The organism is Flavobacterium sp. OHVDL-2026-0007 (assembly GCF_059882335.1).
Genome location: NZ_CM187612.1, coordinates 2,071,231 through 2,093,810, shown reverse-complemented (window position 1 = coordinate 2,093,810; position 22,580 = coordinate 2,071,231). Strand labels below are relative to the sequence as shown.

Genomic DNA, 22,580 nt, shown 5'->3' with positions numbered 1-22,580 from the left:
TTAGTAGAAACAAAAAATCCCAAATTCCACTGAATATCAGTTGGAATTTGGGATTGTATACTTTTGGAGTTTACTTATGCTTTACGTTCTAGTAAGGCCATGTAAAAACCGTCAAAACCTGATTCCGAAGCTAAAATTTTACGATCTTTTAGGAAAGTAAATTGTTGTCCGATTTCAGTTTTTAAGAATTTTTCTATTTGCTCTTGGTTTTCTGAAGGTAATATAGAACAAGTTGCGTAAACTAATTTACCACCTGGTTTTACAATTTTAGAATAACTTTCTAAAACTTCTGCCTGTACCTTACGGATGTTATCTATAAATTCAGGTTGTAATTTCCATTTAGCGTCAGGGTTTCTTTTTAAAACTCCTAAACCACTACAAGGAGCATCAATTAAAACACGGTCTGCTTTTTCGTGTAATTTTTTGATCACTTTTGTAGTGTCGATAATACGGTATTCAATATTAAAAGCACCATTTCGCTTTGCTCTTAACTTTAATTGCTTCAATTTGCTTTCGTATAAATCCATGGCAATTAATTGTCCTTTGTTTTCCATCAAAGAAGCAATGTGCAATGTTTTTCCTCCGGCTCCTGCGCAAGTATCCACTACACGCATTCCTGGTTTAACATCAAGGAAACCGGCTACCAATTGAGAGTTTGCATCCTGTACTTCAAAAAGGCCTTGTTTAAAAGCATCTGTTAAAAATACATTTGCTCTTTCTTTTAAAACTAGAGCTTCAGGTTGATCTTTTAAATATTCTGTTTCAATATTTAAATCCATCAAAGTATTTCTCAGATTCTCTTTGGTTCCTTTAAGTGTATTGGTTCTTAGGATCACCTTTGCCGGTTGGTTTTGAGCAGCAATTTCTTTTGCCCAAACCTTTTCACCTAATTCTTTTACGCCTATCTCATCCATCCAGTCAGGGATAGATTCCTTTAAGGCTCTAACTTTTGAAAGCTCATCAAAACGACCTTTTATTTTTCGCTCAGGAGTTCCTTCTAATTGTCTCCAATCTGGAATTGGATATCCTCTTAATACAGCCCAAACAGAAAACATTCTCCATAGATTATCTCTATCAAAAGGTTCTTTTACTTCGGCAATTTCTGCATATAGTCGTTTCCAACGAACAACTTCGTATATCGTTTCAGCAACAAACTTCCTGTCAGAACTTCCCCAACGTTTGTCTTTTTTTAAGGCTCTAGCTACCACTTTGTCTGCATATTCTCCTTCATTGAAGATCGCGTTTAATGAATCTATGGTAGTATAAACTAAATTTCTGTGTAATCTCATTTTAATTATTTGAGTTGCAAAGGTACTATTAATTGATTGAAAGTTAAATTTTTAATTTTGATTGTTATTTTAACTTTCTTTTGAATGAAAAAAAAACACTCTTATAACGATTAAAAGAGTGTTTTTTTTAGGGTATTGTATAAATGTTTTATTTGATAATTCGAGTCAATCCAATGTTTTCCGGAGCGTGAAGCACCATTGGGAATTTTTCGATTTTTACTGAACTACTGTCTAAACCAAATGCTCTTTCTTCAGATAAACTTAATTTCTTGATAAAGAAATAAGAGTTCATAATGATGTTTTCGTGCCATCTTAGATCGTTGTCATTGGATAAGAATTTCTCAGACAGTACAAATTTAAAGTCACCAATAATATTGTTTTTATTTAGTGATTCATAACGGCTAGTAATGTCTACTTCTCCACGTTTTACCATGTCACGAATAACTTCTCTGAACATTAGATTGATTTTGGTAGGCTCTCTAAATCCTAAGTTGAAATCAATTCTGTAAATATCGTCTTTGGCAATTTCGGTTACCTTGTATTGTGTTTTATAAGGTTCTGTAAGTATGTTTACGTGAACAAACCAATAGATATCAGCTCTTTTTGGACGTTTTTGTAAAATAGAATAAATTACTTTTTCTTCTAGTTCATCTACGCGGTTGGCATTGGTCATATAAACCAAATGCGTAGCATATTTGGGTATAGATAAATCTTCGCTCAACTCCATTAACACTTTTTTGTAATCGTCAATTTTGATGACTTTTGTGTAGTTTTTGTTGATTCTCTTGGCTAAATACCAGATCGTCATGATGGAAATTAAAGCGATTGCAATGATTAGGGTAACGTAACCACCTTCGGCAAATTTGGTAATATTGGCAAAAAGGAAACTAAATTCAATTAATAAATAGATGGTGATAAGCGGTACCATAAAGTACAGTTTAACCCTTTTCATTATTAAGTAATAATTCAGTAGAATCGTAGTCATGATCATACATAGGATAATGGCAAGCCCGTAAGCATGTTCCATGTTTCCTGATTTTTCAAAGTGTAAAACGATACCCACACAACCAAAAAATAACAACCAGTTGATCGATGGGATGTACAGTTGTCCTTTTACCTCAGTAGGATATTTTATTTTTACTTTAGGCCAGAAGTTCAATCGCATGGCTTCGTTGATCAAAGTAAAAGATCCGCTAATAAGTGCTTGAGAAGCAATAACGGCAGCTAAAGTGGCTACAACGATTCCAAATGGAAGGAACCAATGTGGCATGATAAGATAAAACGGGTTTCCGTTTTCGCCTCCTAATTGCTGTAGCGTACTTCCTTCGTGGTGAATTAAATAGGCAGCTTGTCCAAAATAGTTTAAAACCAAGGCTGTTTTTACAAAAATCCAGCTGATTCGGATGTTTTTTCTACCGCAGTGTCCCATGTCTGAATACAGTGCTTCTGCTCCAGTGGTACATAAAAAGACAAAACCTAAGACAAAGAAACCATCAGGATGAATGGATAATAAATGATAGGCGTAGTATGGATTTATGGCTTTAATAACCTCTGGATGGTCTATAATTTGAATGACTCCAAGGGTTCCTAACATGGTAAACCAAATCAACATCATTGGGGCGAAAAATTTCCCAACTAGTTTGGTTCCAAATTGTTGTATGGTAAAGAGAATGAATAGAATTCCGATGACAATATAGACTATGGTCTGTGTTTTCATTTCAGGATAAAAAGCCCTGATTCCTTCTACAGCTGAGGAAATTGAAATGGGAGGGGTGATGATTCCATCAGCAAGTAGGGCACTTCCTCCAATAATGGCTGGTACAATGAGCCACTGAATCTTTGTTTTTTTGACCAGGGCGTATAAAGCAAAAATACCTCCCTCACCGTGGTTATCAGCACTTAGCGTGATTAAAACGTATTTGATAGTGGTCTGTAATGTCAAGGTCCAAAATACACATGAAATTCCGCCTAAAACAATATCGGCATTAATGGCGTACTCGCCAAGTATGGCTTTCATTACATACAATGGAGAAGTTCCGATATCTCCGTAAATAATCCCTAATGTGATCAATAAACCTCCTATAGACAACTTACTGTGTAAGTTTTTGTGCGCTGCGCTCATGTATAATTTTATAAAAGACGGTTGCAAATTTACTGTTTTAAAACAAACTAGCGCCAATTATAGTTAAAAAGATAAAAAAAAGCACAACGGTTAAATTGTGCTTTTGCTTTTTATTTGATTTTAGGGTTGGTGCCTTAGATTCTTCTGCCGGCTCCTCTTGAGTTATCGTGGTTTTCTCTACCGCCTTGATTGCTTCTTGCTTCTTGACTTGCTCTTTGTGGTTCAGCACGTTGAGTAGTTTGTGGTCTAGCAGTATTGGCGTTGTTTTGAGGGTAATTTCTTTGTGCTTCTGCTCTTTGAGGAGTGTACCCTCTACTGTTGTTACCATTATTTCCTGAATTCCCTCTAGAAATAGTTGCATTGTTTGAGTTGTAATCTCTTCTAGACTCTGTTCTTTGCGTGTTCTCAGGTCTTACAGGAGTACTTACCGGAGCTGAATTTCCTCTTTGATTATTCGAATTATAGTCTCTTCTTGAAGTTGTTCTTTGCGTGTTTTCAATTCTTACAGGGTTGTTTACTGAAGCTGAATTGTCTCTGTTTGTATTCGAGGTACGGTTCGTGTTGTAACTTCTGTCAGCGCTGGTTCTGTTTTCAGCATAATTTCTATTTGGAGTTCTATTGTCCGTGGTAGAGGTTCTTGCTGAATTATATCTATTGTTATTGTTTGTATTGTAGGTGTTTTGACTTCTATTAGAGGCTGTATTATAATCTCTGCTAGAGGCTCTGTTGTACTCTCTACTAGTTGTTCTTCTTTGATCTAAATCATATCTATTGCTGACATTAGCATGTCTTTGAGCGAAACTATAGTTCGGACGTCTTGTTTCATAACCATAACTACGTCTTGATTGATATAAAATAGGAGCTCTGTGACTACTTCTGTAATTTACATAATTGTAACGATTGTTCAGATTGATGGAGATATTGATATTGCTTCTGTATCTGTATATTGGGTAAGGTCTCCAAGCATTGTAATAGGTTGGGTAATAATTCCATGTCCAGCTAGAGTAGTATGGTCTGTAATTGTTTACCCAGAATGAACCATAAATTACAGGAATTACATTGTAAACAGGTTCGTAAATATAGTTGTCTCCATATAGGTAGGTGTTTCCTACTACTTGTACACTAACTTTATTGTATCGGTCTCTTTCTACGTCAATTGTGGCAATGTCTTGGTATACGTCTTGGTCTAAGACTGCTTGAATGATAACAAGGTGCGTTCTGTCTTCTACGGACTCTATGACACGTAGATAATCCACTTGCTCATCATTATTAAGGTCTAGATTAGAGATTTGATACTTGGGGTCGTTTAGACGTCTTTCAAAATCCTGAAGATTGGCTGATTCTCCAAAAATGGAAGCAACAGCTCTTAGGTCTAAATTATCACTTATGTCTGAATTTTTTGCGTAAACAGTAGTTTGGCTTTGCGCTGGAACTGCGTTTAAACCTATGGTTAGTAATGCGATTAAAAGTAGTTTAGTTTTCATGGCAAATCATATTAAGATTAATATATTGAGTTATCCAATTACTGTGCCAGAAAAGAAATCGAAAGGTATTTGATATGTTAGAAATAATTGTATTTTAGCATTCAATAAATTTTAATTTGTATGAAAAAACTGTTTTTGTTTTGTGGGGCTTTTATTTTGTTGGTGTCTTTTAAACCCTTGAATTATGGGGCTGGATTGGCAATTCACAATGGGTTTACAGCCATACAAATAGATACTTTATTTCAAGATAAAATTAGTATTCGTGCCATTGCAATTGATAAAAATAAAATTTGGTATGGAGGGGATAATTCGCGTTTTGGTTATTACGATTTAGATAAAAAAGAAAAATTTGAAGAGCATATTTATAGAGACACTTTAAAATTAGAATTTAGAAGTATCGCGCAAACCAATAAAAATATTTATCTGTTAAGTGTTGAGAATCCAGCTTTGCTTTATCAGGTTTCCAAAAAGACGAAAAAAGTAAAATTAGTTTATAAAGAAGTGAACGAAAAAGTGTTTTACGACAGTATGCAGTTTTGGAACGATAAAGAAGGGATTGCTGTAGGAGATCCAACCGAAGATACTTTTTCGATTATTGTTACCCGCGATGGTGGTGAGACCTGGACGAAAACATTGTCGGAAAAATTACCTACAAATGCTAAAGGAGAAGCGGCTTTTGCGGCTAGTAATTCCAATATCGTAATTAAGGGAAGGCATACTTGGCTGGTTTCTGGAGGAAAAAAAGCAAGAGTGTTTTATTCTGGGGATAAAGCAAAAACGTGGAAAGTAGTCGATACGCCTATAGTACAAGGTAAGGAGATGACCGGAATTTTTACAGCTGATTTTTACAACTCCAAACACGGGTTTGTGGCTGGGGGTGATTATGAGCTTCCTGAGCAAAATTCAGCCAATAAGGCTTTTACCAAAGATGGCGGTAAAACTTGGGAGTTAGTGGGAGAAAATCAAGGCTTTGGCTACGCATCTTGCGTGCAGTATGTTCCAGGTAGTGGAGCAAAAGAATTGGTATGTGTGGGGGCTACAGGTGTGCATTATTCGAAAGACGGCGGTGCTTCTTGGGTGCAGTTGTCTAAAGATGTTCAGTTGTTTACTATTCGTTTTTTGAATAAAAATACCGCTATTGCAGCGGGTTATAATAAAATAGTTAGGATTCGATTTAGGTAAAATAATAAGACCCTAAATAATAAAGTAAGTATTATTATATAGGGTCCTATCGCTGTTGTATGGTGAAATCTAAAGATTATTCTTTGTTGGCTTTGTCTCGGTATTGTTTTAACAATTTGCGATTGAAAGCGTCTTCTGATTTTTTAAGCTTTAATATTTTTTTAGCTGAAAGTACTTTTTTTAAGTTGGTCATGTATTTTTCACGTAAAAGAAATGATTCTTTATCGGTGCTTTCCATTTGGGACAAAAGTGTTGCGGCTTCTTTTTCTGACATCGAGTTAATGTTGTCGTTGTCGAGCTTGCGCATATAGGTTCTCATTTTTGAATGCCTTAATTCAAATTGTCTATCATCATAGGCATTGTAAATGGGCCAGAATTTTTCGGCTTCGGTTGACGTGAGTTCAAGTTCTGTTGTTAAAAAGGAAACTTTATAGGCTTTGATTTTTTCACGCTTTTCATCTGTTTTACCATTTTGTGCATAAAATGAAAAACTAGCTAAAAGCATGAGTAGCGGTAGTATGTTTTTGATTTTCATCTTTTTTAGAGTTTGTTTATTCTGAAATTAAATTTTCAATATTTGGGTTTGAGGATAAAATATCCTCAAGAGTTTCATCTTCAAGAGCCACATTTTTACTAAGCGTTTGAATATCTTTAGTGTCTAATTCTCGAATCAAATCATATTGGTTTAAATTCGATTGGTAACTTAAATAGGACTCTAAAGTAGCCTCGTCGAGGTCTTTTGATGTCGCATTGTAATTGTTTACGATTGGAATCATCAAGGAGACAACAACAACAGCCGCAGCTAGTAAAGAAAGAACCTTTTTACGTTTGTAAATTGGGATTGTTTTTACTGCTGTAGTATCGATCTCTTGTAAAACTTTTATGGAAAAAGTATCAAAATAATGATCCGGAGTTTTAAATCCAGATTTTATTTTCGGTTCGTTTTCTAGTTTAAATGTTTTCATAATGTCTATAAGATACGTTTTGTTACAAAAGGTTTAATTTGAGGTAACATATAGTTCAATTTTTTTTACAGCATGATGATATGAAGCTTTTAAAGCGCCCACTGAGGTGCCTAAAATTTCTGCAATTTCTTCGTATTTTAATTCTTCGAAGTATTTCATTTTAAAAACCAATTGCTGTTTCTGGGGTAGGTTTGCTATAGCTCTTTGAAGTTTGATCTGAATTTCATCTCCATCGAAATAAACATCGGCTTTTAGGTTGTCGATAGTTTTAATTTGCAAGGCCTCAGAGGTTAGTCCGTTTAACTTGGCTTTTTGATTTAGAAAGGTTAAAGCTTCATTGGTGGCAATGCGATACATCCAGGAAAAAAGCTTGCTTTCTCCTTTAAAATTTTTTAAATATTGAAAAACTTTTACAAAAGTATTTTGTAGAACATCGTCGGTATCGTCATGATTTAAAACGATATTTCGAATATGAGCGTACAATGGCCTTTGGTAATCTGACAAGAGTTTTTGAAACGCAATATTTTGCGTTTTAGGATTTAATAGTTGTTGTATAAATTCCTTCTCCTGAGTCAAATTTCACGGTTTATCTTATTAGAATGAATATAAAGCAAAAGGTTTAATCAGGGGTACGATTTTAGAATTCTGATTGTTCTTCTTCCGGAGTTGTTGCAGGGCTGTCTACTGCTCTACGTACCTTCGGCTCTGCAGTAGGAACGTAAACAGGCGTTTTTACTACTGGAACTACTTTTGGTTTTGTTGGGAAATAAATTTCGGTTATTAGTTTTGACGGACTTTTGACGTCAAATTTACTAAGGGTTAAAATTTCTAAATGTGACCAACTTAAATCGGGAACAATTTTTTCATTGTTGATAAAGGCAGTGGTTTTAGCAATGGCTTCTTTTGTATGGCTGTAGTCTCCTTTTAAGGTTGTTTTTACGGCTTCAAAACCAGCTAGTTTTCCGGATAGAATTCCGTTTGCAGAGCCACTTGTAAATTCCCTAGTAATTGGTAAGCAGATAGATACTTTAGCCAGACCGGTTGTAGTGTCGTAAGTGTGGTAAATAATAAAGGGTTTTCCAGTGGTTTCTAAACCATTGGTTTTACTGAATGCTATAAGTTTAGGGATAACAATTCGAGCGTTTTTATTCACTTTTTCAATCTCGCTTGTAAAGGTTTCGTTAATGTAAAAAGTCTCGATTTTTTTCACAAGTCCATTGACTTGAATGGCATAGGTTTTTGTTTCGTAATCTAAATTTTTATCAATATTGGCAAGGCTCTTTTCGTAGATAGTACCAATGATTTTATCTGAACCACCGTTTAAAGCGGTATATACTTTGAATAAAAAGCTCATCGTTCCCTTTGCTTTCCAGGTAATTTTGGTTTTACCAGCTAGGGTATCTTTAAATGTCCAGTTTACCTCTGCCTGATTTCCATCAAAATTCATTTTTTGATGGATGCTTTCACCTTCTTTTGTTTGAAGTGTTGAAGCGTTTCCTTTTCCTTCTGCACCTTCCCATGAGTATGAAGCGCCTTTACCGATGGTTTTGTTCGGAAAGGTCATACTGATGCTAGGATCTTCTACAGACCAAGATTCAAAATCTTCGTAATTTCTAAAATCATTTACATAATTGTATACCGTAGCTCTCGGAGAGTTGATGACTTTACTTCTTTCTACAGAAAAGACACCTTTTTGAGTAGCGATAAAAACGGCAAGGGCAACTAAGCTTAATAATAATAATAGGAATAAGTATTTTAAAATCTTCATTGGTTATAGGTTGTTTGGTGTTGTAAAGTTATAAATTTCTAACTAGTAACGAGTCTTACAAATGATTAAATAAATAAAAAGGAGAACCGTTGAGTAGTTTTTCAACTAAAATTTATGCTAAACTAAAACGATTTGGAGGTGTTTTATAGAAAATAGAGCAAAAGGCGGATCGTTTTTTTTAATGCTAAAAATAATGTACTTCAGTTATCTTTTGAAAAAGAACTTGATGACAAATAAAAGCGCAATAAAAAGTAAAAATACGATGAGTACTTTGTAGTTTCCTTTATAAAAAATTTTGTGCAATGCAAGATCTTTACGGTAAGCAAAAAAGATTATGATTACAAATGCGATAAAAAAACACAGAGCGAATATTAATTGTCCTTGACTAAACATAGTTTAAAATATTTTTGGCAAATTTAGATAATTGTATACGAATAGTTGCTAATTTGCGATATCATTTCAGCTAATAAAATCATAAAATCACCTAGATTGAAGGTTATGGAGTTGGGTGAAGAATGATGGCTTTAAGGATCACTAATAAACTAATAGAATTTAGATATGAAAAAACAACTTGATGCAGTGACGGAATTTCATACTGCTTTTAAAATTGGACATAGCCAAAGTCCAGTTGCTGATTTAGGAGATAGCAAAAAAATGCTTCGTTATAATTTGATGAAAGAAGAAAATGAGGAGTATCTTGAAGCGGTGAAAAATAATGATTTGGTTGAAATTGCCGATGCATTAGGGGATATGATGTATATTTTGTGTGGAACTATTATTGAACATGGTTTGCAGGATAAAATAGAGGCTGTTTTTGATGAGATTCAGCGTAGTAATATGAGTAAGCTGGGTGAAGATGGTCAACCGATTTACCGTGAAGACGGTAAGGTAATGAAAGGGCCAAATTATTTCAAGCCTGATTTTTCTAAATTGCTCTAAAAATAGAGAACCCGACAAATTTTAATTAGTCGGGTTCTTTTTAGTTTTATGTTTTGTTCTGCTTATTGTACTTTAACTGTCCAACCAAAAGTATCTTCAGAAAGTTTGTTTTGAAGATTGGTAAGTTTGTCTTTTAAAAGAGAAGCATAAGAGTTTTCAACAGGAGTCATTTCATAATATACATCTTGATAAGAGAAACCTTTGATTACGCTAATAACTGCTGCTGTTCCAGCACCAAAAATTTCTTTCAAAGATCCGTTTTTAGCAGCTTCTACTAATTCAGCAACTATAACAGGTCGAACCTCTACTTGAAGTCCTTCTTTTTCTGCCATTGCAAGTAAACTCTTTCTAGTGATACCATCTAAAATTCTTTCGCTAGTTGGAGCTGTCAATAAAGTATCGTTTATTCTAAAGAATACGTTCATTGTTCCCGCTTCTTCTAGTTTTGTATGCGTGGCATCATCTGTCCATATTACTTGCTGAAAACCATCTTTGTTAGCTAAGTTGGTAGGATAGAATTGTGCTGCGTAGTTTCCGGCTGCTTTTGCAGCTCCAATTCCACCATTGGCAGCTCTACTATAATGTTCAGCTATGATTACTTTTACTTCACCAGCATAGTAAGATTGTGCAGGAGAAAGCAAAATCATGAATTTGTATTCATCAGATGGATTGGCTACAACACCAGCGCCAGTAGCAATCATGAACGGTCTAATGTACATGCTGCTTCCGTTTCCTTTTTTGATCCATTCTTGATCTAATTTTAATAGTTCATTCAGTCCGTCCATGAAGATAGCTTCTGGAACTTCTGGCATCGCCATACGAACTGCTGATTTGTTAAAACGTTTGACGTTTTCATCAGGTCTAAACAACCAAACATCATTATTGTCATCTTTATAGGCTTTCATTCCTTCAAAGATGGCTTGTCCGTAATGGAAGACTTTTGACGAAGGGTCCATTAGAATCGGAGCATAGGGTTTAATGACTGGAGTTTGCCATTGCCCATCTTTAAAATCGCATTCGAATAAATGGTCTGTAAAAACAGCACCAAAGCTTAAGTTTTCAAAGTCTACTTCGTTTATTTTTGTCGAAGCTGCTTTTGTGATTTCAATTTTGCTTGTTTGAGTTGTACTCATAATAATGTAAGTTTTTATGTAATGCTCATTTCGATAGAAAAGTCTAAAGCCATGATTTGGTGTAAAATAGATTTTATTGAATGCAAAATTAAGTAAAAATATACAATTTGCTTACTAAAACTGCATTAATTACGGTCTTTAACTGAGATTTATTTATCTTATAATAAACAGAAAAATTTCAGGTGGTTTTATATGGATTTTATGAAAAAAGTGACCATTTTTAAGGCTTTACGCATTTGTTTTGAGTAAATTTGACTCGGAAAATGGTAAAAAGGCCAATAATACTGTATGGTAAATATCGAAAAAAGTGAAAAGAGAAATAATTAAAACCCTAGATGGCTCAACCACAATTCATTTGCAAGAGTGGGATGAGTGTTATCATTCGAAACATGGAGCGATTCAAGAAGCAAAACATGTGTTTATTAAAAATGGACTTTCCTTATTTGAGAACAATCCTGTAAGTATTCTTGAAATTGGATTTGGAACAGGTTTGAATGCTTTTATTACATTTTTAGAAGCGACTCAGAAACAGCAAAATATTAATTATGTGGGGGTGGAGGCTTATCCTGTAGAGGCCACTGAAGTGCTAGCGATGAATTATGTGTCTGAATTAAAGGCAACTGAACATGAGGAAGTGTTTGTAAAGATGCATAAGAGCCCATGGGACCAGAAAGAGCAAATTAGTACTGATTTTTCATTAACCAAAAGAAAACAATTTTTTGACGAAATAGACGATGTTGAAGTTTTTGATTTGATTTACTTTGATGCTTTCGGATATCGCGTGCAGCCAGAGCTTTGGAGTACGGAAATATTTCAGAAAATGTACAATAGTTTAAAACCAAATGGCGTTTTAGTTACATATGCTGCGCGAGGAGTTGTTAAAAGAAGTATGATTTCAGTTGGATTTACGGTCGAGAAATTGGCAGGCCCTCCGGGAAAGCGTGAAATGTTTCGAGCTTTTAAAAAGGTTGAAATGAGTTGTTTATAATTATTATGAATTGATTTATATGTATTAAGAAAACGTATTCGTAGCTAAAGTTTTTAAAAATATATGTTAAAAGCGGTCTTTATGTGTGATATTTGTTTAAATTTGCTGCGAGTTTAAAAATATAGATAACCCCAAAATCTTGTTTCATTATGTCAAAATTGATGTTTGATTATACGAAATCAATACTTGAGAGAGTAAGTTTCGATCCGATACTTTTCTGTAAAGAACTAGAGAAAGCTATCAAAACACTGTTACCATACGAAATGGAGCAATTGCAAGAATGGTTGGTGAATTTCACAATCGGAAAGCCAGAATTAAAACAATGTTTATTAGTAGTTAAAGTATAAAGAAAAGGAGCCAGTCGGCTCCTTTTTTAGTTTTAGTTCTAGTCTATATGTGAGTGCAGATAAGTGTTATGGTATCGATCGTTGTAAGGGAGACCTTGTAAAATAGTCTCAGTATCGAGCTATGTTATAAAAGTAAGAGTGGGAGCCGTTTTATGGCATCTCCTTTTACTATTGGATAAAACCTACTTCCAAAGCTTAGTGTGTTGCTTACCTACCATCCAAGCATAAAAGAGGGGTAGATTTTAGCTGCGTTTTATAAATAAGGAGTTTAATAGTCTAAGTAGTAGGTGAGTATAGGTCAAAAAAAAGAGGCTGTCTACTTTGAACAGCCTCTTTTAATAATAATTGGGTATTTTAAAATCCTTTACAATGTTCTGGTCTAGAGCGAAGATTTAGTTTTTTGGTAAATGAGTTTTATTTTAAAATAAAAGGACTCACTTCACCTAGGGCAACAAACGCTTCGCCGTCATCGTCATAACCAGACTTCACAATCATTTTTAAATATTGAAAAGATTCGGATTTTTTAAAGTCTACTCGCTGAGGCGCAATTACATTAAGGAGGGTAAACTCCCCTAGAGTTCTCCAGGTCACATTGTCATCGCTAATCAAAAGTTCTGTAAGTTTGACCCCACGAGTACCCGATTGGCGTTGAGCAACTTCGATACCGCTGACCTTGTTTGCTACTTTCATGTCTATAGTAAGACTATGTGGATAAGATGATTCTTCGGGAGTGCAAGTCGACCAGCAAGTATGCCAAAAGGAACTGAGCTTTCCGTCTATAATATTTGCAGCAAATCCATCAGTGCCTTCACCAGTTGTTTCTTCTGAACTAATATCGATAACCTTCCAGCCAGTCTTAGCGTAGAAATTGGGTGTTGGTTCAGGAATAATGACTTCGGAAACAACGAAGATGACTGTTTTTACGTCGCGGTTGATCTTATAACCAGAAGCATCAGTAATAGTGAAAGCGATCAAGTAATTGGTGTCTATCGCAAACTTTTCAGGATGATAGATAAGTGACGATGTATTCGAATATTCCTTTCCTTTTGGAATATTTAATTTCGTATCGCTTATTGTATAGGAATCGGCAGGAAATGGTTGGTATTTCTTTTTGCCACCCATTTCTCGAATCGCATTGATACTATCTAATACTTTGGTATTCATTTCGAAAGTAACATTGATATCTGAAGCGGGAAGTCCAACAGCTCCAATACCTGCATTAAAGGTAACGGTGTCCTGTTCTAAATACGTTTCTTCCTCAATAGAATAGGTTTTTAATGTTTGAATACCAAGTCGGGATTTTGCAGTGAAAACCAGAGCTCCTTCTTTAGAGTCTGTCAATTCTTTATAAGAAGTGTTGTCTTTCTCACAAGAATATACGCCAAATAAGAGTAGTAGCGTGGTATAGTATAAATATCTTTTTTTCATTTTTTTTACTATTAATAATTTTTAGTACCCAGGGAAATTTACCAGTTTCTTATTTCTATCCATCTCGTTTTGACGATATGGCATAAAATAGTATTTACGTTGCCATATTGCTCTAGAGAAACTAACTGTTCTTTGGTGAAAAGCTGGATCTGATAATGTAGTTCCTTTGTTCATATTCATACCGTAAAAATCACCTCCTTGGTTTGATCCTGGTTGGTCTGCAATTTTCCAGCGACGTACATCAAAATAGCGATGACTTTCAAAACTCAATTCAATTCGTCTCTCATGGCGAATTTCTTTGCGCATTTGCTCTTGACTAAGTCCTGAGGTAAGAGCTGGTAAGCCCGCACGGGATTTTATTCTGTTCAAGTAGATCAAAATATCTGGATTTCCAGGATTTGACTCATTTAAAGCCTCTGCATAATTAAGGTATAATTCTGCCAATCTAATAAGCATTGCTGGTCTAGTGACATTTACAGAAGGGCTTACACTGAAAGTAGGATGAATATTTTTTTTAGCCGTATAACCCGTTTTTGGCCAGTCTCTAGGAGATCCTGATTTACCAGAATTTCCGCTAGCAAAAAACTCCACACGTGCATTATTGGCACCCGACTTAGGTACTCCTGGATTAACCGCGCCATTAAAAGTTACTTGAGCGTAGAATCTGGCTTCTCTGTTGGTGTACATGGCGTTAGTTCCTGCAACGTAATAAGGTGTAGCCGTAGTTGTATAGGTATTTTCGTTATACGTACCGCTATCAGCAATCGTTTTTCCGTCAGCCATTCTGTACTCATCCACTAAAGTTTGAAGTACGGCTATACCGTTATAAGCGGTTCCTGCTGTAGATCTTGGGGAACAATGTATTTCCCAGGTACTTACCTGATTAGAAGGTCTCAGCCATATACCTTCGGTTCTCCAGCCGTCCCAGTATAAATTGCGGCAGGATAAAAACGCAGCTCTAAAAGGATCAGCGTTTTCAACTCGGTACAAACTTTTTCCGTTGCTTTCAGCAAGATCGATTGCTTCTTTAGCTTTTTCTGCGGCTTTTACCCATCTACTAGGATCATAAACTTGATTTAGTAGTACTGTCCCATCTAAATTTTTGAAATCGGCAAATTCTGTATTTCCATTATAAAGAGGGCTTGCGTGGTAGAGTAAAATTTGAGATTCTACTGCAGTAGCTATTATTTTATTAATTCTACCAATTTGGGTTTCATCTGCTGTGGTTCCATCTAGATAATAATCAACAGGTAGGTCTAATTTTGCTTTTTCTATTTCGGATAAAACAAACTTTACACATTCGTCCCAAGTGCTTCTCGCTATTTGAAAATCATCACTTGGTTTTGCTGATACTAGAGGGGCTATAGCAACTGGACCGACTTGCTTCATCAATTCCCAATGGTAATACGCTCTTAAAAAACGGGCTTCACCTTTGTAATGCTGAATAGTTTCTGCTCCGTCTGCTTCTGCTAAAATTTCTTGATTCCCGTCGATGCGCTCCAAGAAAATGGTGGCTAATCGAATCCTTTCGTAGTATTCGAGAAATTTAGCAGGAGTGTCTCCAGGAGATAAAGCGCCACTGTTGATAGCTGGGGTTGTCCAACTACTGGCATCAGATTCATCTGAACTAATACTATATTGAGCACCGTAGGGTTGATCCCAAATATCTGGAATATTGGTGAATAGTCCTGCCCACCATTTTTCTGTTTGACCTCTATTGGAGAATATTTTTTCTACAGAGAGTAGGTTATCTGGTTGTGAATCAAAGTAATCTTTTTCGCATGCAGCAAAAAGGGCTGCGACTAAGACGCAAACTGTTATATATTGTATTTTTTTAAGATTTTTCATGGTCATATTTATTGAAAATTAAAACGTACACCTACATTGTATACACTAGTATTAGGATATGCAGCGCCTCTTCCGTCGCCAAGCTCTGGGTCCCAGTATTTCCAAGGTGAAAGTGTAAATATATTATTTCCACTCATAAACACTCTTAGCTTTTTAACAGCATATCGGTCTAAAAAGCTGTTCTGCTTAAATGTATAGCCTAATTCAACTTGTTTTAATCTTAGATAATCTGCTCTTTTAATCCAGTGTGTACTGGTGTAATAGTTGGTAGTCTGGTCTTGATTTGTGGATAATCTTGGGTAAAATGCGTTCGGGTTCGGGTTTTCTGGAGTCCATCTGTCATTAACTGTCGTGTACATATTTCCATAACTAGCTCCTTGAGAGAATGGGGTTGTTCCAAAACCGGAGGCATAATTAAAATCTACCATACCAGTACCTTGGAAAAACAAACTAAGATCGAAACCTTTATAGCCTCCACCAAAGCTTAATCCATAAACGATACGTGGTGTACTTCCATAACCTATAGCAGTCTGGTCATCACCATTAATAATTCCATCTCCATTTAGATCTTTATATCGAAGATCCCCTGGTCGTACATCACCCGATTGTTTTGCAGAATTCTGAATTTGATCATCACTTTCAAAAAATCCTTCAGAGATATAACCAAAACGTTGGCTTATAGATTGTCCTATTCTATCTAAGTATGGGTATCTCCATTCTGGAAGCCCATCAAATACGGCTTTATTTTTATTGTAATTGAAAGTACCTTTAAAACTAAAGAAACTTGTTGTGCTCCAGTTCTTATTGTAATCAAGCGTTACATCGATTCCTTTGTTGTTTGTTTTTCCTATGTTGTTGTATGGGATATTACCAATTGTAAATCCAGAAATGTATGGAATTACATAGTTAGGAAGTAAAATTCCTTCTCTCTTTTCTTGAAAAAGTTCAACAACAAGACCTAAATCATTATTAAGAAATTTAAGTTCAATACCTAAATTTTGTCTATATGAGGTCTCCCATCGTACATTACCACCGATTCGTGACTCGTTATATCCTGCGAAACCTCGCTCGGAGCCAGGAGCACCAAAGCTGTAGTAACCGCTTTCTCCAATTGTAGTAAGATATAAAAATCTTAAATTGGGATCACTTACGGCTGCATTTCCTGAAAGTCCATAACTATAGCGTAATTTAAATAGAGAGACGATATCTGCAAGAGGTTCGAAAAATTTCTCTTCAGAAACAATCCATCCTGCTCCTATAGAAGGGAAGAAACCGTAGCGTTCACTGTCTACGAAATTATCTGAACCCGAATAAGAGAAGTTCGCTTCTGCAAAATATTTATTAGCATATCCGTAAGTGGCTCGCCCTACGAAATTTCTTTGTCTATAAGGGATGGCAGCTTTGTAGTTGCTAACGCGACTTGATGCATCTCTGTAATCGGATTGGTTAAACAATAGTAAGCCAGATACATCGTGATCACCAAATTTATGTCCATAGTTTAGTGCTGCTTCGGAGTACACTCTTTTGTCTCCAAAACGTTGAAGTGAGAATCCTAATTGATCTGAGCCAGGGGAGGAAATTTCCGTTATTAAATTTCCATTAGCGTCACGACCTGTTGCAAAATAAGTTTGCAAAGTTCTTGAGCGGGTTAAATTAGCTCTGTTATTAATGTCAAAAGCAATCATGGCCGTTGCACTTAAACCGTCCAAAAACATATCCAAATCTTGTGTTAATCGTAGATTAGATCGTATGGTATTACTGGCCTCATTAGTAACTCCCGATTGGGTTAAAGCCATATATGGACTTTGTAATGTTCCTTTGATTTGTGGCCATTGTCCGTTGCTGTATTGGGCAGGAATACTATGTGGAGCCGAAGCTGTTGCAATGGCAAAAATTTCATTTACTCCAAAAGCGGGTCGGTTGTAATCCGTAATATAACCGTTCAAACCAAAATCTATCTTTGTCTTTGCAGTAATTTTTAGGTTCAAATTACTAGTAAAGTTAAACCTGTTCAGCTTTAATTGAGAATTGTATGAATCGATATTTTCGGTTTTAAATAATCCAGTCTCTCCGTAATAACCTGCTGAAAGATAATAGGCTGCTGATTCTGAACCTCCATTAACATTTAATGTAATTCTATCGTTCTGCCCAAAATCATTAAACAAAACATCATACCAATTAACATTCGGATAGAGATCTGGGTCGATACCGCTTTCATGCTTCCCAATTACCTCTTCGGTGTAGAATGGGGCTCTTCCTCTCATTTGAAGTGCTTCATTGTATAATCTCATAAAGTTAGGACCATCCACAAATTCAGGTAGTTTGGTGAATTTTGTTGTTCCATGATTATATTCTGCACTAATGGTTGGTTTACCAATCTTACCTGTCTTGGTGTTAATCAGAATAACCCCATTGGCCCCTCTTGTTCCATAAACCGCCGTGGCTGTCGCATCTTTAAGTACGGTAAAACTTTGAATATCTTCGGGATCAATATTGTTAATGTCTCGATCTGGGACGCCATCAACAACCAATAAGGGGGATTGTGGGCTACTGGCAAAAGTACCAACTCCTCTAATGAATAACGAAGCTCCGTCGGCTCCAGGTCCACCACCTCTCTGAGTAGCAACAACTCCTGCAATTCTTCCCGCTATTGCAGAGGTCAGGTTTCCAGTAGCATTTCTCAAATCTTTTGCATCAATGGTAGCTTGAGAACCAACTACACTTTGTTTTTTTTGCTTTCCGTATCCTACAACAAGCACTTCATTTAAAGTAGAAGAAGTTTCTTCGAGCTGAATATTTATAGAGGACTGTCCTTTTAAGGGAACTTCTTTATTGTTAAAACCAACGAAAGAAACCACTAGAATAGTATTTTTTCCGCTTACAGAAATAGAGAAATTTCCTTCGAGATCGGTTTGGACACCATTGGTTGTGCCTTTTTCAATAATGTTGGCGCCAGGTATTGGCACCCCTTTACTATCGGTAACCTTTCCTGTAATGTTGTTCTGTTGAAAATTAATTTTTTTTAAGCCTTCATTGTTGTTTACGGCTATTAGAGGTTTTGCTGTTAGCTCTTTGGTGTTAGCGAAAGCCGACATGTTAAGTAGTACAACACATAGCATAGCCGATTTCTTTAATGTCCAAGGAACTAATCTTTTTTTCTCCTTAAACATCCTAGACTCTAACGAGTGGAATTTTTGTTTCATAAATGTGGTTTATTTGTAATGGTTATTATAGTTTTTTGTCTAATATGTGGTTCTTTTATGATTAGTGTAAATTCATATTATTGTCGCTCATTATCAAAAGACATAAATTCACGAGTTATTTTCTCTTTATATTTTACAAGCTTTTGTATTACTGTTTTCTAATTAATCAATTGAAAGAAAATTCAATCCTTAATATTCTTTTTAACCAATGAATTAGTGTTAAATAAAAAGAAACAGCATTTTGTATTCTATTTTATTTTTTTTTTGGAACTATTTGTTTTGGTTACAGGAAACACATCTTTGTTCAAAATGTCTCTGTTTAAAAAATCAAAACGCAATAATTTTTAAGCTTGAAAACTATGGTTTCAAGTTTTTAACGGGACGAAAATACATTTTTTTTCTTACAAAACAATAAAATGCATAAAAAATGTGCTCGAACACATAAAAATAGTGTTCTCGAGCACAAAAAAGACGCGAAAAAACATTTTTTTTTATAATTTTCTATCTTTTTCGTAATTTTGAATTTGATTTAGCCCCCGTTATATAAGGATTTACGCTGTTTTTGTAAATAAAAACTTATTTTATTATGGGTAAAGGATACTTCTTAAAGAACAGCTATGGTGTGTGCTTTTTTGTAATGTAAAAAAGCATGAAGTAAATCTATCTGAATGGTTCAAACATACTCTTTAAAATACACAGTCAATAAATCATAGGGACAGTTCGGATTTCTTGCTTCTCAATAGTAAAAAAACTTATCTAAGAAAGCTAAATGGAGTCCTTAGGAAGTTAGTCTAAATCTGATTTCTTTACTTGAAAAGAGTGGTGCAAATTGTAATGTGATAACCACTGGTTTACGATTCAAATTTTCATTTAGCAATAGCGGTGTATGTTCGGGTGGAATTCTTTAACTATTTAGTTTATTCCGGAATAAACATATAGTTTGCTAGTAATATTTTTTGTAACAGACAAGAGGTGTTTAGTTCAGAGTATGTAGTTGGAAAAGAAATTTGGACAACAAAAGCAAGTTTTTAAAATTAGAATTTGTGAAATTCAGAAAAGGTGAGCATATAACAGTTGTTATAATTGGTTTGGACTAATGGTTTAATTTGGGACGGTGTCTTTTTTAGTGCTAGTTGTTCGTCTAATTGAAAAAGACCTATGTAAATAAAGTAATGTTAAGAACCAAGTCAATGTTTTGTATAAATTAATTCCTATAAAAAGACATGCAACAAAAAGATTAGTTGAATGGCTTTGTTGATGTTTGCTGTTTTTATTTGAAATCTGATTTCGTATAAGGCCTTGCTGATATGGCTTTCTATTGTTTTTACTGAAAGTTGCAAATGGGAGGCAATCTCTTCATAGGTCAGTCCTTCGGTTTTGTTCATAATGAAAATTTCCTTTCTTTTTGGAGGGAGTTGATCGATGAGCTGCGCTAGGTGCTTTAATTTTTGTTGGGTGTATTCTTCGTTGCTTTCAATCAATTCAAGAATAACCGTTTTTTGAATTTTTTCAGACAAACTTTCTTTTCGTTTATCTCTTTTGTATTCGTTGATAAAAGAATAGTAGGAAGCTTTGTATAGGTAGCTTTTAATAGAGGTGTTAATGTCTATTTCGTTTCTGTTTTTCCAGATTTTGACAATTACTTCTTGCACAATATCTTCGGCTTTATCGTAATCCCTTGTCAGTCCATTTATATAGTGTACAATGTCTCTGTATTTGTGGGTGTATAAATAGTTATACGCCAGCTCATTTCCGTTTTTGAGTTCCGAAATTAAGAAATCATCATCTTGAAATGAATGCATCATAACTAGTTGGTTTTGTTGTTTTTTAATGTATTGATTTACAGATTGTTGGTTGATTTTTCAAAAAAAAACAGAAAAAAAACAGAAACCAGTAGGGGTATTCGTTTTTTCGATTGTCATAATGAAAGCGAATTAACATTAATTTGATGTAAAACACAAGTTTGTGTTGTTAAAAGTGGGTATGTATATAGAAAATATAGAAATAATCTTAGAAAAGTATTTTAGTGGTAAGGCTACTGAGTCGGAAATTGAATTTTTGGATGATTGGATTTCAAAGAATCAGCAAGAGTACAGCGAGGCCGTAAAGATTTATTTTTTGACTACTGAGTCTAAGCAGCATCTCGATACCGAAGAAGCTTATCGAAAGTTTCTTGAGAAAATTAATGAGGTAAAGATTGTGACCATTGGCAAACGAAAGTTGGGTTATCGTATTTTAAAATATGCTGCGGTATTTGTTGGGGTGTCGTTGGGTTCGTTGTTGATGTATCAGCATTTAAATAAGCAAAATTTTACTCAATCTAGAGGGGCTTATGATAAAACTACTTTAGTATTGGCTGATGGTACGGAGGTTGTTTTGGAAGAACATCAAAATGAAGTGCTAGATTCAGAAGATGGCGTTAAAATAGTGAATAAAAATAAAGTTTTAAAGTTGAGTTCGATAACTGCGGCTATAAGTGGAGATGCTTCTAAAGTGACGTACAATACACTGCATGTTCCTATTGGAGAAATTTATCAAGTGGAGTTACCTGATGGTTCAAAAGTGTGGATGAATTCGGCTACTTCCTTAAAATTCCCAACAAAGTTTGTTGGGACTCAGAGAGAGGTTACGGTTGATGGGGAAGCTTATTTTGAAATTGAAAAGGATAAGCGCAAGCCGTTTGTGGTAAAAACAGCAAGGGCTGAAGTGACAGTTTTAGGAACGCATTTTAATGTGAGCGCTTATGAGGATGATGATTTTTTTGCTACAACTTTGATTGAAGGGAGTGTTCAGTTGACGGCTATTAATAAAGAGTCTGAAAAGGTGATTTTGAAACCAGGGCAGAAAGGAAGTTTATCTAAAGTTAATAATACGGTTATAGCGGTAAATGAGGTGGATATCTATCAAGAAGTGGCTTGGAAAGACGGGAAGTTCTACTTTGAAAAAGAAAAGTTAGGGACTATTATCTCTAAGTTGAGCAGATGGTATGATGTTGATTTTGTTTTAGAAAATCAGAGTTTGGCTAATTATACCTTCACGGGTGTTGTTCAAAAAGATAAGCCAGTGGAGTATTTGTTGGATATTATAAGTAAGACTTCAAAAGTGGAGTACGAAATTGTTAAAAAAGGTAAGTCTACTAGAAAGTTGATTAAAATTAGAAAGAGAAAGTAAAGTAAAGCGGTGAAAACGCGTCTTTTCTTAAGAGTATAAACTGTTGATCATTATTAAGTGAAGAATTTTATGAAGAGAAAGTGGAATGAAATAATGACTAGGGTTTTGATCGGTTTTTAAGGATTGGTAGTTTGAAAAGAAAGGGATTGAAATTCATTTTTTTTTAAGAGAATTTCGGGCATTAATAATCTCTCGTATTTCTGAGAAAAAAGCCATAAATAGGGGTTTGAGTTTCATTTTTGCATGGGGTAAAAAAAAGTATTTTATTCAAAAAAATGGACTTTTTATATTTTTAATGCACAAGTGTTGAAAATTTATGTGTTCGAGCACATTTTTATTGGTTTTTTCTTGTTTTGTTGGTTTTAAATAATTAGCTTAGTTGAAGAGAATTAAATAAGGAATTTTTGTAGGATATATAGTTAATTTTATGGTAAATAAAATTTAATAATTTGTTAAATTTTAATCTATAGATAAAAAAATAAAGGGCTTTTTTAGGTAAAGTAGGAAGTGAAGAATAAAGCGGAAAACAAATAGAAGAAGAAGAAAGGCAAAAAGAAAACTAGGAAAATGCGGCAATATTTTCCATGTTATAAAAAAAAATAGTGAGCAAAAAAAAACTAGGAAAATGCGGCAACATTTCCCTAGTTGTGAAAATTTAACTATCAAAAAAAACTCTCGACAAGAGCATTTTATTAACCATTAAACAACCAAAT

General features: G+C 34.8%; 17 protein-coding genes. 5 read left to right on the top strand and 12 right to left on the bottom strand.

Going from position 1 to position 22,580, the window contains the following annotated elements; genetic code table 11:
* Window positions 1–74: 74 nt before the first annotated feature.
* The 3 genes from AC51AA_RS08040 to AC51AA_RS08030 all read right to left on the bottom strand — a co-directional run bounded on the left by AC51AA_RS08040 (window position 75) and on the right by AC51AA_RS08030 (window position 4,895).
* Window positions 75–1,289, bottom strand: coding sequence for an RsmB/NOP family class I SAM-dependent RNA methyltransferase (locus AC51AA_RS08040; protein ID WP_500705448.1), 1,215 nt, complete (start codon window positions 1,287–1,289; stop codon window positions 75–77).
* A 148-nt stretch (window positions 1,290–1,437) separates the two neighbouring features.
* A complete protein-coding gene (locus AC51AA_RS08035; protein WP_500705447.1) occupies window positions 1,438–3,411 on the bottom strand; it encodes a KUP/HAK/KT family potassium transporter in 1,974 nt (657 codons plus the stop codon).
* Window positions 3,412–3,545: 134 nt separating this feature from the next.
* The gene (locus AC51AA_RS08030) at window positions 3,546–4,895 is read right to left on the bottom strand and encodes a hypothetical protein (RefSeq protein WP_500705446.1); all 1,350 of its coding nucleotides are present in this window, start codon (window positions 4,893–4,895) and stop codon (window positions 3,546–3,548) included.
* A gap of 120 nt (window positions 4,896–5,015) precedes the next feature.
* Here AC51AA_RS08030 and AC51AA_RS08025 point away from each other — a divergent pair, with 120 nt between their 5' ends.
* Window positions 5,016–6,077 (top strand): WD40/YVTN/BNR-like repeat-containing protein, encoded by a 1,062-nt coding sequence (locus AC51AA_RS08025; protein WP_500705445.1) that lies wholly within the window; start codon window positions 5,016–5,018, stop codon window positions 6,075–6,077.
* Between the two features lie 76 nt (window positions 6,078–6,153).
* Here AC51AA_RS08025 and AC51AA_RS08020 read toward each other — a convergent pair whose 3' ends face one another.
* The 4 genes from AC51AA_RS08020 to AC51AA_RS08005 form a co-directional block, all read right to left on the bottom strand.
* Window positions 6,154–6,612: a sensor of ECF-type sigma factor gene (locus tag AC51AA_RS08020; protein WP_500705444.1), complete on the bottom strand. Its 459-nt coding sequence runs from the start codon at window positions 6,610–6,612 to the stop codon at window positions 6,154–6,156.
* A 16-nt stretch (window positions 6,613–6,628) separates the two neighbouring features.
* Window positions 6,629–7,042, bottom strand: a complete 414-nt coding sequence (locus AC51AA_RS08015) for a hypothetical protein (protein ID WP_500705443.1) — start codon at window positions 7,040–7,042, stop codon at window positions 6,629–6,631.
* A gap of 33 nt (window positions 7,043–7,075) precedes the next feature.
* Window positions 7,076–7,618: an RNA polymerase sigma factor gene (locus AC51AA_RS08010; protein WP_500705442.1), complete on the bottom strand. Its 543-nt coding sequence runs from the start codon at window positions 7,616–7,618 to the stop codon at window positions 7,076–7,078.
* A 61-nt stretch (window positions 7,619–7,679) separates the two neighbouring features.
* Window positions 7,680–8,810 carry an SRPBCC family protein gene (locus tag AC51AA_RS08005; RefSeq protein ID WP_500705441.1) on the bottom strand — a complete coding sequence of 377 codons (1,131 nt, stop codon included), beginning with the start codon at window positions 8,808–8,810 and terminating at the stop codon, window positions 7,680–7,682.
* 558 nt (window positions 8,811–9,368) lie between these two features.
* Between AC51AA_RS08005 and AC51AA_RS08000 the strand changes: the two genes are divergently transcribed.
* Window positions 9,369–9,749 carry a pyrophosphohydrolase domain-containing protein gene (locus tag AC51AA_RS08000; protein WP_500705440.1) on the top strand — a complete coding sequence of 127 codons (381 nt, stop codon included), beginning with the start codon at window positions 9,369–9,371 and terminating at the stop codon, window positions 9,747–9,749.
* A 62-nt stretch (window positions 9,750–9,811) separates the two neighbouring features.
* Here the strand turns inward: AC51AA_RS08000 and AC51AA_RS07995 are convergent, their stop codons facing one another.
* Entirely contained in the window at window positions 9,812–10,882 is a 1,071-nt protein-coding gene (locus tag AC51AA_RS07995; protein WP_500705439.1) for a branched-chain amino acid aminotransferase, read from the bottom strand.
* A gap of 307 nt (window positions 10,883–11,189) precedes the next feature.
* Here AC51AA_RS07995 and mnmC2 point away from each other — a divergent pair, with 307 nt between their 5' ends.
* Window positions 11,190–11,870, top strand: a complete 681-nt coding sequence (gene mnmC2, locus AC51AA_RS07990; protein ID WP_500705438.1) for a tRNA (5-methylaminomethyl-2-thiouridine)(34)-methyltransferase MnmC2 — start codon at window positions 11,190–11,192, stop codon at window positions 11,868–11,870.
* 149 nt (window positions 11,871–12,019) lie between these two features.
* Window positions 12,020–12,217 (top strand): hypothetical protein, encoded by a 198-nt coding sequence (locus AC51AA_RS07985; RefSeq protein WP_500705437.1) that lies wholly within the window; start codon window positions 12,020–12,022, stop codon window positions 12,215–12,217.
* A gap of 414 nt (window positions 12,218–12,631) precedes the next feature.
* Here AC51AA_RS07985 and AC51AA_RS07980 read toward each other — a convergent pair whose 3' ends face one another.
* The 4 genes from AC51AA_RS07980 to AC51AA_RS07965 form a co-directional block, all read right to left on the bottom strand.
* The gene (locus AC51AA_RS07980; RefSeq protein ID WP_500705436.1) at window positions 12,632–13,645 is read right to left on the bottom strand and encodes a BT_3987 domain-containing protein; all 1,014 of its coding nucleotides are present in this window, start codon (window positions 13,643–13,645) and stop codon (window positions 12,632–12,634) included.
* A gap of 21 nt (window positions 13,646–13,666) precedes the next feature.
* Complete coding sequence (locus AC51AA_RS07975; RefSeq protein ID WP_500705435.1) at window positions 13,667–15,493, bottom strand: RagB/SusD family nutrient uptake outer membrane protein; 1,827 nt, start codon at window positions 15,491–15,493, stop codon at window positions 13,667–13,669.
* Window positions 15,494–15,501: 8 nt separating this feature from the next.
* Window positions 15,502–18,696, bottom strand: a complete 3,195-nt coding sequence (locus AC51AA_RS07970) for a SusC/RagA family TonB-linked outer membrane protein (protein ID WP_500705434.1) — start codon at window positions 18,694–18,696, stop codon at window positions 15,502–15,504.
* Between the two features lie 1,211 nt (window positions 18,697–19,907).
* A complete protein-coding gene (locus AC51AA_RS07965) occupies window positions 19,908–20,501 on the bottom strand; it encodes an RNA polymerase sigma factor (RefSeq protein ID WP_500705433.1) in 594 nt (197 codons plus the stop codon).
* 178 nt (window positions 20,502–20,679) lie between these two features.
* Between AC51AA_RS07965 and AC51AA_RS07960 the strand changes: the two genes are divergently transcribed.
* Window positions 20,680–21,867, top strand: coding sequence for a FecR family protein (locus AC51AA_RS07960; RefSeq protein WP_500705432.1), 1,188 nt, complete (start codon window positions 20,680–20,682; stop codon window positions 21,865–21,867).
* Window positions 21,868–22,580: the final 713 nt, after the last annotated feature.